This window comes from Polaribacter sargassicola (genome assembly GCF_021991835.1).
GTDB lineage: Bacteria > Bacteroidota > Bacteroidia > Flavobacteriales > Flavobacteriaceae > Polaribacter > Polaribacter sargassicola.
This window is the reverse complement of the sequence record NZ_JAHDAU010000001.1, coordinates 347,038-360,998: the sequence shown is the minus strand read 5'-3', so window position 1 is coordinate 360,998 and position 13,961 is coordinate 347,038. Positions and strand designations below refer to the sequence as shown.

The following is a 13,961-nucleotide window of genomic DNA, read 5'->3' as shown; positions in this document are numbered from 1 at the left end:
CTAACCTTTTTTTTTGAGTAAATTTTACACATTAAAAGTATTTTGATAATTAAAATTGATTTGTGTCTCCCCTAATTTTTCGATATTTTTTTCTAGCATCTACTAAAAAAATACTCGAAGGATAATCAAAAATAATCTTTTGATAGTATTCTGATGCTTTTTCTGGGTTATTTAGATAATTATTATATAATTCTGCCAATTCAAAATAAGTATCATCAATTAAAATACCATTAGAATTTAGTAAAATTATCTTTTCTAAATTAGAAATTGCTGCTTTGTATTGCTTAAGTTCTATAAAAAGTTTTGCTTGTTTAAATAGAGATTCGTCTTCTATTGGTTGCCCTTTAAAGTTTTTATGTACAATGTTTAAAGTATTTATAGCTTGTTGTGTTTTGTTTTGATAAGCTAACAATTCTGCTTTAGCGTATTGTGTTAATCCCGAAGGAATAGAATCTACAGGTTCGTTATCTGTTATTGTTAAATATAGTTCTAAGGCATCATTAGCAATTAATTGTGTTGTAGAGCTTTTTAAAACTTTTAATTGTGCTTTTGCCCAAGTAAAATCGCCTTTAAAATAACTAGTTCTTGCAACTTTAAAACGGGCTTGTTGTGCTAGTTCATGATTTTTTAATTGTGTCTGAATTTGAGAAAAATAGATTAATGCTTTGTTGTATTTACCTGTAAAAACTAAAATATCTCCTAATTTTAACTTAATTCTTGCTTTATCAAATTTAGAAATAGCTAATTCTAATGCCTCTTCTAAAACTGCTTTGGCTTTGTTTGGGTTATCTTTTTTAAAAGTTAAAAAATCTGCATATTCTACCTGTAATTTTATAGTTGATGTATTTTTGCCGAATTGATTAAAAAATGATGTAAATAATTTTTCTGTTTCGGGGTTATTAGTAGCAACTGCTATTTTTGCAAGATATAAAGAGCTTTCAATTTTTTCTGATGGTAAAGTTTCTTCTTTATTAATAAAGTTAAAACATTCTTTTGCAGTGTTATAATCTTTGTTTTCAAATGCAATTTTACCTAAATCAAAAATTGTATTTAAACTTAAAGGATTTCTTACATATAATGCTTTTTCTTGTACAAATGCTTTATTATAATCTTTTTGTAATGTAAAAAGCCAACTTAATAAAATGTTCCACTCATCTTTTGGATTACTTGCAGATTTTGTTAGCAACGCTTTTCTAAATAAGATATTTGCTTCATTTTCTGCATCATCTGTAATATAACTGCTTGTAAATCTTTTTACTAAATTATAGTTTTCGATATTAATTTCTACTAAATCTAAGTAGGATTCAAACATTTTTTTTAGCTCTCCTTTTTCTCCATAAATTTGTGCTATCCTAAAATTGTAATCTGCTTTTTCATTTTTAGCCATCGTTTTTTTATAAGCTAAAATTGCGTTATCTAACAGGTTATAATCTTTAAAAAGTCTGCCAATAAAACCGCCGTAATAACTGTTCTTATCAATAGAGTTTAAAGCCTTTGTATAATTTTTTTCGGCAAGTTTTGGTAATTGTTGTTTTTGATAATTATAACCTAAATAAACATAAAAAAAAGTTTGATCTGGGTTTTTATCAAGCGCAGCATTTAATATTTCTTCTACTTTGTTAAAAGTATTTGTTTCTTGATAGCAAGAAATTAATCTGCTTAAGTAAGTAGTATTAAAAGGATTTTTAGAATATAAGTTTTTAAAAAGTTGAGTAGCTTTTTCATATTCTCCTTCTCTATAATAATCTTCCGCCAAATAATACTCGTTTTGACAGAAGCTAATACTAGTTATAGTAAGAGAAATAAGTAAAAAAAGTTTTTTCATCAATACCAAAGATAATCAACCTAAATGTTAAAACTTTATTAAACAAGCTATTTTTTAGCGTTATACTGTAACGTTTTGGCACGAAACTTGTCTTTAATGTAAACAACTAATAAAACTAAAAGTTATGAATACATTTTCTAAACAATACGAAATAGCAAAACAAAACTCAATTGAGTTTATGAAAAAAGGACAAATTAGTGCTTATTTTAATGCACTTTTAGAAATGAATAAATATAAAAGATTAATGGTAGCTGTAGTTGCAAACTAAACCTAGTTTGCAGCTAACAGTTGCAGTTATCAGCCTTAATTATTATTAATAATGAACTGAAAACTGCTACTGAATACTGTTTTATAAATTAATTTATAATATCAAAACCACAATAAGGTACTAATACTTCTGGTATTTTAATGCCTTCTGCAGTTTGATAATTTTCTAAAATTCCGGCTAAAACACGTGGTAAAGCTAAAGAACTTCCGTTAAGTGTATGCGCTAACTCGCTTTTACCTTCTTTATTTTTAAAACGAAGTTTTAATCTATTTGCCTGAAAAGTTTCGAAATTAGAAGCAGAACTAATTTCTAACCAACGGTCTTGTGCTGTAGAAAACAATTCAAAATCGAATGTTAATGCAGATGTAAATCCTGTATCTCCACCACATAAACGTAAAATTCTATAAGGTAATTTTAACTCCCTTAAAATATCTTTAATATGCTCTACCATTCCGTTTAAAGCTTGGTAAGAATTATCTGGGTGTTCTATACGTACAATTTCTACTTTATCAAATTGATGTAATCTATTTAAACCACGTACGTGCGCACCATAACTACCAGCTTCTCTTCTAAAACAAGGTGTATAACCTGTAACTGTTATAGGAAAATCTGTTTCTTGTAATAAATTACCTCTAAACATGTTTGTAATAGGTATTTCTGCAGTAGGTATTAAATACAAATCATCTACTGTAGAATGATACATTTGTCCGTCTTTATCTGGCAATTGCCCTGTTGCTGTAGCAGAATCTGTATTTACCAAATGTGGCACTTGTACTTCTGTATAACCAGCATTTGTATTCTTATCTAAAAAATAGTTGATTAAAGCACGTTGTAATCTTGCTCCTTTACCTTTATAAACAGGAAAACCAGCACCTGTAATTTTAGTACCTAATTCAAAATCTATAATATCATATTTTTTGGCTAGCTCCCAATGTGGTAATGCATTTTCTCCTAAATCAGGTATTGTACCTTCACTAAAAATATTTTCATTGTCCTCTTCAGATTTACCTGCTTTTACAGAGGTATGAGGTACGTTTGGTATTTGATATAAAAGCGTTTGTAGTTCATCAGAAAAACCATTTAAAGCTTCAGATAATTCTTTAGATTTATCTTTAAGCAAACTTGTTTTTTCTTTTAAAATGTTAGCTTTTTGTATTTCACCAGATTTAAAAAGGCCACCAATTTCTTTGGATAATTTATTAGATTCTGCTAAAACATCGTCTAGAGAAACTTGTGTTGCTCTTCTCTTTTCATCAGCACTTAAAACTTGCTCAATAATTGTTTCTGCATTTGCAAAATTACGTTTTGCCAAACCTTGTAAAACGGTTTCTTTGTTGTCTCTAATAAATTGTACTTGTAACATTCTTTGTTATGTTTTAAAGCACAAATATACAGTAAGCTTAAGACTTTGGCAATGCAGAATTAGAGATTGTTTTGTATATAATCTCTAGCAATATTTTCGTCTTTTTTTAATTGTTTAATCAAAGATTCTAGAGAGCTAAATTTTTCTTCATCACGTAAAAAATAAAGCAATTCTATAGTAATGTTTTTATCGTATAAATTTTTATTAAAATCAAAAAAATGCACTTCTATAGTTTGGTGTTTTCCATCTACAGTAGGTCTGTTTCCAATATTCATCATACCAAAAACAGTTTTATCATCAATGTTAGATTTTACTACATAAACACCTGTTTTAGGTATTAGTTTGTAAGTTTCTTTAACATCTATATTTGCAGTTGGGAAACCAATTTTACCACCTAATTTTTTACCGTTTACAACATTACCATTTAGCATAAAATTATATCCTAAATAATCATTTGCCGTTTTTAAATTACCTGTTGCTAAAGCACGTCTAATTTTTGTAGAACTTACAGAAACATCATCTATATCTTGTGCCGGAATTTCTTCTACAACAAAATCATATAAATGGCTATATTCTGTTAACTGAACAATATTACCCTCTCTGTTTTTACCAAAATGATGATCGTAACCAATAATTAATTTTGATATATTAAGTTGATTTACCAGAATATTACGTACAAATTCTAAAGCCGTCATTCTGGAAAATTCTTTACTAAAAGGATGAATAATTAAATAATCTAACCCTGTTTTTTCTAAAAGCTCGGCACGTTCTTCTATGGTGTTAATTAGTTCTAAAGAATTGTCTTTTTGTAGTACCATTCTTGGGTGTGGAAAAAAAGTTAAAAGAACAGATTTTCTGTTTGCCTTTTTTGCTTCTTTAACTAATTTTTCAATAATTTTTTGATGACCAAAATGTACTCCATCAAAAGTACCAATAGTAACAAATGTTTTTTCTTTAGTAGAAAACTTAGCAATATTTTGAATTGTATTCAAGAAAAATAAAATTAATTTCCTTACAAATGTACAATAAGTAATTGTTTAATTTTAGGTATAAAAGTAGAGTTTTTAAGGTTTTAAAATAGTAATATTAAGCTGTTTTTTTATTAAAATGATAAAAAAATAGGTGTATAATTATATAATTGAAAAAAAATTGTATTTTGCATAATGATTAACAAATAATTTACATTATGATAAAAAAGATTTTACTTATAGTGTTTATAGCTTTTAGCGGTTTAACAATGGTTGCACAAACCACAGTTACCGGTACAGTTAAAGACGCAAAAACAGGAGAATTACTTCCTGGAGCAAATATTAAAATTTCAAGAAAAGCGGTGGGTACAACCACAGATTTTGATGGGAATTTTATTTTAAAAACAGAAGAAAATCCACCATTTACATTAGAAATTTCTGTGTTGGGTTTTCATATAGAAAAAGTTGAAATAACTAAAAAAAACCAAAAACTAGAAATAAATTTAATTGAGAATGAAACATCATTAGATGAAATTGTGGTTTCTGCTTCTAGAACACCAGAACGTATTATGGAGTCTCCTGTTACTATAGAAAGAATGGACTCTAGAGAAATTAAAAATACTTCTGCCCCAAGCTTTTACGATGGTTTAGAAAATTTAAAAGGAGTAGATGTTAATACAAATAGTTTAACATTTAAATCTGTAAATACACGTGGTTTTGCTACTTTTTCTAATACACGATTTATGCAATTGGTAGATGGTATGGATAACTCATCACCAGCCTTAAATTTTGCATTGGGTAATTTGTTAGGGATGTCTGAGTTAGATGTAAAAACGGTAGAATTATTGCCTGGAGCATCATCTGCATTATATGGTGCAAATGCTTTTAACGGAATTATGTTTATGACAAGTAAAAGCCCTTTTGAAGATCAAGGGATAAGCGTGTCTTTAAAAGGTGGTATTACAAGCCAAGAAGCCGCAGGGAATAATGAATTTTATGATTTAAATATAAGAATGGCGCATGCTTTTTCTAATAAATTAGCAGTAAAAGCTACTATTGCATATTTAAAAGGAGAAGAGTGGCACGCAACAGATTATAGAAATACATTAAACGGAGAATATACCTCTGGTGATAGAGATTCTGATAGAAATTATGATGGATTAAATGTCTATGGAGATGAGGTTTCTACAAATTTAAAAGGTGTTGCAGAAACATTAGAAGGTTTAGGTGTTTTACCAACAGGAGCATCTGCATTAGTACCTAGCGAAAGTGTAAGTAGAACAGGGTATAATGAGAGAGATTTAATGTCTTACGAAGCAAAAAGCTTAAAGTTTGTTGGCGCAGTAAATTATCGTCCTTTTGGAGACGATCGTTTAGAAATTATATGGAACTCTAAAGTTGGTATTGGTAACACAATTTATCAAGGAACAAATAGATATAACATAAAAGACTTTTTAATGGAGCAGCATAAACTAGAAGCAAGAGGGAAAAACTTTTTTGTTAGAGGATATATGACAAGTGAAGATGCAGGTAATTCTTATGATACTCGTTTTGCAGCTATTAATGTAAATAGATTATGGAAAGATGATAATACTTGGTTTGGAGAATATACAGGTGCTTATGTACAAGGTACTCTTGCCGGTTTAACTTCAGATGAAGCACATGCGTTGGCAAGACAAACAGCAGAAACGGGTAGATTTTTACCTGGTTCAGATGAATTTAAAGAGGCTTTTAATAAAGTTATTGCAGACCCAGATTTAACTACCGGAGCTAAGTTTCAAGATAACACCAAGTTATATCATGCAGATGCTAATTATAATTTACAAGATTATATTAAATGGGCAGAAATTCAAATCGGAGGATCTTACAGATTGTATTCTTTAAACTCAAACGGAAGTATTTTTACAGACTATGATGGACCAATAGATTATGATGAATACGGTTTTTATATTCAGTCTCAAAGAAAATTTTTAGATGAAGAACGCTTAAAAGTAACTACTTCTATTCGTTATGATAAAGCACAAAATTTTGATGGTAATTTTTCACCAAGAGTATCATTTGCTTATGCAGCCGGAGAAAATAAAAACCAAAACTTTAGAGCATCTTTTCAAACAGGTTTTAGAAACCCTACAACTCAAGACCAATATATTGGTTTAAATGCAGGTAGAGGCTTTTTAGTAGGTTCTGCGCCAGATAATCTAGATAGATATTTTACACCAGAATTAACAGTAAGTGGTTCTGGACAAGCTTTTACAGGATCAAGTACAATATCTTTAAGTGGTAGATCTGCTTATGAAAATGCCTTTTCTCAAACTTCTGTAGAAGCATTTGCCGTAGACCAAACTGATTTACCAACAAATGCTAATATATCTGTAGTTAAGCCAGAAAAAGTAACTGCTTTCGAAGTTGGATATAGAGGTATTGTAGAAGCGTCAGAATCTAATATAGCAATAGATTTAAGCGTGTATTATAATCAATATGAAGATTTTATAGCTAATAAAAATGTGGTAGTTCCTTTTTATGGGGTAGTAGGTGATAACTCTTTATCATTGCTAGCACTTGGTAATGGCGATTATACAGGTTTTCAGACCTATACAAATTCTGCAGCAGATATAAGTTCTTATGGAGCAACAATAGGTTTAAATACAAGGTTATTTGATGGCTATAATTTAGGCTTAAATTATACTTATGCAAAATTTGATTTTGACCAATTATCAGATCCAGATTTTGAAGCTGGTTTTAATACACCAGAACATAAGGTTAAATTACAATTTGGTAAAGCAGAATTATTTAAAAATTTTGGATTTAATATTAATGCAAGGTGGCAAGATAAATATAGATGGGAGTCTACTTTTTTAGATGCAACTATAGCTGCTAGAACTGTTTTAGATGCACAAGTAAATTACAGTGTTCCATCAATAAAATCTGTATTTAAATTAGGAGGCGCTAATTTAACAGGTAAAGAATATTTAAGTGCACCAGGTGTTGGTGCAGTAGGGTCTCAATATTATCTATCTTGGACAATTAATAATTAAAAATAAAACTTCATGAAAAAATATAAATATATAGGGTTGTTTCTTTTGTCATTAAGCATTGCTTCTTGTGATGTAAACAATGAATTAGATACTATTGAAGCAGAAGAAGAAACACAAGTAGAATTAAATACAAATGGGTTAGATTTTTCTAATTATGTTTCTATTGGAGCTTCATTTACTGCTGGTTTTACAGATAATGCTTTATTTATAGCAGCTCAAGAAAATTCTTTTCCTAATATTTTGGCAAGTAAATTTGGTTCAGAATTTAATCAACCTTTAATGAATGATAATATTGGAGGATTACTTTATGCAGGTGCACTTGCTCAACCACCAAGATTATATTTTGATGGTTCTGCACCAGTAACATTAGAAGCAACGCCAACTACAGAAATTACAACTTATATAAGCGGTAGTTTAAATAATTTTGGTATTCCAGGAGCAAAAAGTTATCATTTTTTAGCAGAAGGATACGGAAGCGTAGTTGGTGTTGCTTTGGGTTTAGCAAATCCATATTATGCAAGATTTGCTTCTAGCTCAACAGCAACAGTGTTAGGAGATGTCTTAGCTAAAAATCCAACATTTTTTACATTATCAGAAATAGGAGGAAATGATGTTTTAGGATACGCCCTTTCTGGTGGTACAGGTGTTGATCAAACAGGTAATTTTGATCCAACAACTTATGGTTCATCAGATATTACAGATCCAAATGTATTTGCAAATGTTTTTAGTAATATGGTTACTAATTTAACAACTAATGGGGCAAAAGGTGTTATAGCAAATGTACCTTACATTACAACTTTAGCACATTTTACAACTGTACCTTACAATCCTTTAGATCCAGGTAATGTAGAGTTTGCTGCTCAAATACCAACATTAAATATTGTTTACGGAGCATTAAATCAAGTATTTAATGCGTTAGGAGAAACAGATAGAATAATAGAGTTTTCAACAACAAGTGCTAATGCTGTTGTAATTAAAGATGAAGCGTTAACAGATTTATCAACAACAATTACTACTATTTTAGCAGACACTTCTAATACAGCTTTTATAGGGTTTGTAGAATCTATGGGTTTACCAGCACAAGCAGCACCATTAGTAGCTCAATTATTAGGTGAGCAATATGGACAAGTTAGGCAAGCTACAGAAAATGATTTATTAGTATTACCAAGTAGTAGTGTAATAGGAGAGGTAAACGTGAGTTTTATGGAGAGTTTAATGTCTATAAATCCGCTTATAACACAAGTTCTAGCAGGTCAATTCTCTGTAGAAGGGATAACATTACCATTAGAAGATAAATGGGTAATTACACCAGAAGAACAAGAATTGATAAATACGGCAACAGATGCTTATAATACAACTATTGAAACCGTTGCAGCAGCAAATGCTAATGTTGTTATGGTAGATTTTAAAGGAATTTTACAAGAAGCTACTACAGGGATTGTTTTTGATGATTATACAATGACTACAAATTTGGTTACTGGTGGTTTAATTAGTTTAGATGGTGTGCATTTAACAGCAAGAGGATATGCTTTAATGGCAAATGAAATTTTAGCAGCTATGGATACAGAATTTGGTACTAACTTTACATTAGCTACAGGTGGTTTAGCAAAAGCGGGAGATTATCCTACAAATTATTCTCCTGCGTTGAGGTAATTTTTAAGAGATAAGGTAGATACAAATAAAAAAGGTTGAGAATTTCTCAACCTTTTTTATTTATAATTTATTTTAAGACAACATCATAGCGGCTCTTTTAACACCGGCAACTAAAATGTCTATTTCTTCTTTTGTATTGTAAAAAGAAAAAGAAGCTCTAATTGTACCAGGTATTTTGTAGAAATCCATAATTGGTTGTGCACAATGATGCCCTGTTCTTACCGCAATTCCTAATTTATCTAAAATAGAACCAATATCATACGGGTGAATTTTATCAATATTAAAAGAAATTACCGCAGTTTTTTCTTTAGATGTTCCGTAGATTTTTAGACCGTCTATTTTTAATAACTCTTGCGTTCCGTATTCTAAAAGCTCATTTTCGTATTCAGCAATTTCATCAAAACCTATAGAGTTTAGATAATCAATAGCAGTACCAAAAGCAATTCCGCCACAAATATTTGGTGTTCCTGCTTCAAATTTATGAGGTAAACCTGCATAAGTAGTTTTTTCAAAAGTTACTGTTGCAATCATTTCTCCACCACCTTGGTAAGGCGGTAATTTTTCTAACCATTCTTGCTTTCCGTACAACAATCCAACACCAGTTGGCCCACATAATTTATGAGCAGAAGCTACATAAAAATCAACATTTAAAGCTTGTACATCTGGTTTTATATGAGGTGTTGCTTGGGCTCCGTCAATTAAAACGGCAGCATTTACTTTGTGTGCTGCATCAATAATTTTTTTAATTGGGTTTACAGTTCCTAAGGCATTAGAAACATGATTACAAAACACCAATTTTGTGTTTTTATTCAGTAAATTATAGTAAACATCTATTTGTAAAGAACCGTCTTCATGCATCGGAATTACCTTTAAAATTGCGCCTGTTTTTTCGCATAACATTTGCCAAGGCACAATGTTAGAATGGTGTTCTAAAGCAGAAACAATAATTTCATCGCCTTTGTTTAAAAGAGATGCAAAGCCAGAAGCAATCATATTTATGCTATCTGTTGTACCCGAAGTTAAAATAATTTCATAAGCTTCTTTAGCATTAAAATGTTTTTGAATTTTAATACGCGCTTCTTCATATTTATCTGTTGCTTCTTGGCTTAACGTATGTACACCTCTATGAATATTTGCATTGTAATTGCTATAATAATCTACAATTGCATCAATAACAACTTGTGGTGTTTGCGAAGTTGCTGCATTATCAAAATACACCAATGGTTTTCCGTGAACGGTTCTTTTTAGAATTGGAAAATCTGCTCTAATTTTATCAACATTTATCATACAAAGGTATTTTAAAACACAAAGATAAAGGTTGATTTTTTAAACTTGTAAGAAAGACAATATGAATTTCTTATTTTTACATAACTAAACACTTTTTTTGATGAAAGCAATTAAACGAATTTTACTTTTAGTATTAATTTTTATTTTAATAGCAGTTATTTATAATTATCCAAAGCTAAATCTTTTGGCAGGTTATTCTGCTAAAAACATGGCTTCTTCTGTTTTTGTGGCCGATAGAACTTTAGAATATACAGATCAAAATGATAATAATTTTTCTCCGGTTAATTTAGCTTCAGATGAGGTAGATATAACAAATAAATTTGCAACATCTTCTGCGTTTGGTTTGTTAACAAGAAAGGCAATAATTAGAAAAGGTTTGGGTGCTGTTTTAACACTGACAGATGCAGATGAAACGGCCGATTATTTAGCTCCGAAAAGAACAAAAATTGATAATTCTGCCACTTATCCTTACGGAGATTCGCCACAAAAAGATACCGTTTTTGCTAATTTAAATTATAATAAAATTAATGAATCTGTTGAGTTTTTGTTTGATTCTATTAACAAAACAAGAGCTGTTTTAGTACTTTATAAAGACCAAATTATTGTAGAAAAATATGCAGATAATTTTACAAAAGAATCTAAATTTTTAGGATGGTCTATGACTAAAAGTTTGTTAAGTACAGTTTTTGGAGTGATGCAACACCAAGGTAAATTAAATGTAGAAGAAAAAGCACCAATTGCTTCTTGGCAAAATGACGAACGAAAAAATATTACCATTAATAACCTATTACAAATGAATTCTGGTTTAGAGTGGGATGAAAATTACACAACAATTTCTGATGCTACTAAAATGCTTTTTTTAGATAGAGATATGACCAAGAGGCAAGAAAATAAACCTTTGGTTGGTGAGCCTAACAAAAGTTGGAATTACTCTTCTGGAACCAGTAATTTGTTATCTGGTATTTTAAGAAATCAGTTTAAAACACATCAAGAATATTTAGATTTTTGGTATACAGATTTTATAGATAAAATTGGCATGAACTCAATGGTTTTAGAAGCCGATTTAAGTGGTAATTACGTGGCTTCTTCATATTCTTGGGCAACAACTAGAGACTGGGCAAAATTTGGCCTTTTATACTTGCATAATGGTAATTGGAACGGAACACAACTTTTTACAAAAGATTGGGTAAATTACATAACTACGCCAACAGCTACTTCTAACGGAACTTACGGAGCTCAATTTTGGTTAAATGCTAAAAATGAGTTTAAAGATGTACCAAAAAACATGTATTTTGCAGATGGTTATCAAGGTCAGCGAGTATATGTTTTACCAGATCAAGAAATGGTAATTGTACGTTTTGGATTAAAAAATTTTGATGAAAACACCTTTTTAAAAGGTGTTTTAGAAAGCCTTCAAAAATAATTCCATTATTTTTTGCATATTTGCAATACAAATTAATAAGAAACAGATAATTTTTAATCTATGAATATATTTAATCAACATAAAAACGGACGCTTTTTGCGACTATTTAAAGGTATATTCTAGATAGAAATTTTAAATAAAATAGTAAAAACGTCCGAAATTCATTTTTTGGACGTTTTTTTTTGAAATTAATTTAGATGCAAATAAAAAGTGTAAGTCGTAACTACATAACACAACTTCAAAGAGTTATCTAAACTCACTATTTCTGATTAAATTCGGACAAGAATTTTACTGCTTAAACCTTAGTTAAAAAACTGGTAATCAATAAATTAAATTGAATTTTTATTTGTGTAATTCAGAAAGTCATTATAAGTTTGCATCGCAATAAAGCAACAAAATAATATTGAAATGTCACCTTGAGCGTAGTCGAAAGGTCTTTCAAATAAAAACGAAGTACAATGTTTAATTATTTACATTACAAAAGCATACAAACAGAACTAGGTTCTTTTTATAGCTTACTTCGCGACTTTCACAAATACAAATAGAAATTATCTATTATATATGAAAAGTCCGAAGCAAATTTAAAGTTTCGGATTTTTTTTATGCCTTACCAAAAAGTTTAAGCAAAAGTTCGAAACTCAAAAAAATAGATAAATAAGCTGATTAAGCTGCATTTATCAACAGAATATTCTAGCAATACAAATTGTTATGAGTTTTCTGAAAGAAAGAGTATTTGCCAAATTAAGTGGCTTTACTGAGTTAATCATCTCGTAAAGAACTTTAAAATGAAAACGAATTGGAACACAAAAAATATAAATATCCGTGAAAATAGTTTTTTAAAACTTGTTGAGAAAATAGATAAATCAAATAACAAGCCAACACGTTATAAAGGAACTATAGAAACGATGCTTCTTGAGTTTTTTGGAAAAACAAGTAAGAAGAAGTACATCTGGAAAAGAGCAACTTTTAAAAGATTATTAATTCATACATATAATCAAAAATGTTATGGTTTGCTTAGAGATTACAAAAGTGTTGAGGTGCTACTTCATATAAGTACTTTTGGTAATCGAATGGTTAACAATATAGAAAATTGGGAGCGTAAAGGTTTTGATAAAGAAGAGCAATTAAGATCTTTAATCAAACACAGTTTTGCTGTTTATGAAACACCAATATTCTTAGAAAACGCTTTTTTTGGAGTTGATAAAAAATTTATGCTTTGGTTTATACAATTAGGTAAAGGTAAAAGTGTAAAAGAATTGACTCAAATACCAATTCGTTTAACTAGTAAAATGGCTCACGAATTTAAGAATGCTCCTGATATTTTTGAACCCAATCAAGCATTGCGTTTTGCGCAAGCTTTAGGTTTTGGAGCCTCTTTAAAAACGGCTAAAGTTATCGGTTTTTCTAAGTTATCTAATATCAATGAAAGTGAAGAAAAGTTCTGGGTAACAGTGGTTCAGTTTTTTGCAAAAGAAACAACTTTAAAAGCTACTGAATTAAACCAAATGTTAGATTTTTTGGCTTATAAATTTCGAGAAAACCCTTCGTTTTCTATGAAAAGTAGAACACAAAAAGCTTTGCTGTTTCAGACTAATGAGTGGCAGAAAAGAGTTTATAGAGATGAGATTGGTAATGTTTTAAATTGGCAAGCTTCTGGAATAAAACCATTGTATTTAGAAGAATTTGAAAATGGAAAACCAGTGGTTTATATAACAGTAGAACTATTAAATTCTATTTCGCTGTTTGATGAAGGTAATGTAATGCATCACTGTGTTGCAGCATATGATGAAGATTGTAAGTATAATGACATAGCCATATTTTCTTTACAAAAAGAAACTATAGGTAAATCAATAACTCGTTTGGCAACCATAGAAATTGGTCTTAAACAAAGACAAATTTTTGAAGCAAAAGCAAAATATAATGATGAGCCAAGTGTAAAATCTTTGGAATTGATTGATTTATGGGTTAAAAGCTCTAAAATTAAGCCAATGGAAGAGGAGGTTTATCTACCAGATTACAATGCTATAGTTGATAATGGGGTTTATGTTGCAGACAAAAATTATGATACAGTAACTGTACTAAAAGTAGTCTTTTGGATTCTATATTTTATCTTAAAAGCATTATTGTAAAGTAAATAAA

9 protein-coding genes are annotated in these 13,961 nt (G+C 29.7%); 5 read left to right on the top strand and 4 right to left on the bottom strand.

Going from position 1 to position 13,961, the window contains the following annotated elements:
* Positions 1 to 49 precede the first annotated feature (49 nt).
* On the bottom strand, positions 50 to 1,825 hold the full coding sequence (locus KI686_RS01480; protein ID WP_237587455.1) for a tetratricopeptide repeat protein: 1,776 nt from the start codon (positions 1,823 to 1,825) through the stop codon (positions 50 to 52).
* Positions 1,826 to 1,949: 124 nt separating this feature from the next.
* Between KI686_RS01480 and KI686_RS01475 the strand changes: the two genes are divergently transcribed.
* Positions 1,950 to 2,093, top strand: a complete 144-nt coding sequence (locus tag KI686_RS01475) for a hypothetical protein (RefSeq protein ID WP_237587454.1) — start codon at positions 1,950 to 1,952, stop codon at positions 2,091 to 2,093.
* Between the two features lie 88 nt (positions 2,094 to 2,181).
* Here KI686_RS01475 and serS read toward each other — a convergent pair whose 3' ends face one another.
* Both serS and KI686_RS01465 read right to left on the bottom strand, forming a co-directional pair.
* Entirely contained in the window at positions 2,182 to 3,456 is a 1,275-nt protein-coding gene (gene serS, locus KI686_RS01470) for a serine--tRNA ligase (protein ID WP_237587453.1), read from the bottom strand.
* A gap of 59 nt (positions 3,457 to 3,515) precedes the next feature.
* Positions 3,516 to 4,448: a bifunctional riboflavin kinase/FAD synthetase gene (locus tag KI686_RS01465; RefSeq protein ID WP_237587452.1), complete on the bottom strand. Its 933-nt coding sequence runs from the start codon at positions 4,446 to 4,448 to the stop codon at positions 3,516 to 3,518.
* Between the two features lie 194 nt (positions 4,449 to 4,642).
* On the opposite strand from KI686_RS01465, the gene KI686_RS01460 reads away from it, so the two are divergent.
* A complete protein-coding gene (locus KI686_RS01460) occupies positions 4,643 to 7,459 on the top strand; it encodes a TonB-dependent receptor (protein ID WP_237587451.1) in 2,817 nt (938 codons plus the stop codon).
* 12 nt (positions 7,460 to 7,471) lie between these two features.
* Positions 7,472 to 9,112 carry an SGNH/GDSL hydrolase family protein gene (locus tag KI686_RS01455; protein WP_237587450.1) on the top strand — a complete coding sequence of 547 codons (1,641 nt, stop codon included), beginning with the start codon at positions 7,472 to 7,474 and terminating at the stop codon, positions 9,110 to 9,112.
* 72 nt (positions 9,113 to 9,184) lie between these two features.
* On the opposite strand, the gene KI686_RS01450 is transcribed toward KI686_RS01455, so the two are convergent.
* Positions 9,185 to 10,399, bottom strand: coding sequence for an aminotransferase class V-fold PLP-dependent enzyme (locus KI686_RS01450; RefSeq protein ID WP_262913952.1), 1,215 nt, complete (start codon positions 10,397 to 10,399; stop codon positions 9,185 to 9,187).
* A gap of 100 nt (positions 10,400 to 10,499) precedes the next feature.
* On the opposite strand from KI686_RS01450, the gene KI686_RS01445 reads away from it, so the two are divergent.
* Positions 10,500 to 11,822, top strand: a complete 1,323-nt coding sequence (locus KI686_RS01445) for a serine hydrolase domain-containing protein (RefSeq protein ID WP_237587449.1) — start codon at positions 10,500 to 10,502, stop codon at positions 11,820 to 11,822.
* Positions 11,823 to 12,607: 785 nt separating this feature from the next.
* Positions 12,608 to 13,951: a PcfJ domain-containing protein gene (locus KI686_RS01440; protein ID WP_237587448.1), complete on the top strand. Its 1,344-nt coding sequence runs from the start codon at positions 12,608 to 12,610 to the stop codon at positions 13,949 to 13,951.
* The last annotated feature ends 10 nt before the right edge of the window (positions 13,952 to 13,961 follow it).

What these genes read in the sequence shown, in the direction of transcription:
- KI686_RS01480 (WP_237587455.1), bottom strand. Translation starts at nt 1,825, where the DNA reads ATGAAAAAACTTTTTTTACTTATTTCTCTTACTATAACTAGTATTAGC.
- KI686_RS01475 (WP_237587454.1), top strand. Translation starts at nt 1,950, where the DNA reads ATGAATACATTTTCTAAACAATACGAAATAGCAAAACAAAACTCAATT.
- serS (WP_237587453.1), bottom strand. Translation starts at nt 3,456, where the DNA reads ATGTTACAAGTACAATTTATTAGAGACAACAAAGAAACCGTTTTACAA.
- KI686_RS01460 (WP_237587451.1), top strand. Translation starts at nt 4,643, where the DNA reads ATGATAAAAAAGATTTTACTTATAGTGTTTATAGCTTTTAGCGGTTTA.
- KI686_RS01455 (WP_237587450.1), top strand. Translation starts at nt 7,472, where the DNA reads ATGAAAAAATATAAATATATAGGGTTGTTTCTTTTGTCATTAAGCATT.
- KI686_RS01450 (WP_262913952.1), bottom strand. Translation starts at nt 10,399, where the DNA reads ATGATAAATGTTGATAAAATTAGAGCAGATTTTCCAATTCTAAAAAGA.
- KI686_RS01445 (WP_237587449.1), top strand. Translation starts at nt 10,500, where the DNA reads ATGAAAGCAATTAAACGAATTTTACTTTTAGTATTAATTTTTATTTTA.
- KI686_RS01440 (WP_237587448.1), top strand. Translation starts at nt 12,608, where the DNA reads ATGAAAACGAATTGGAACACAAAAAATATAAATATCCGTGAAAATAGT.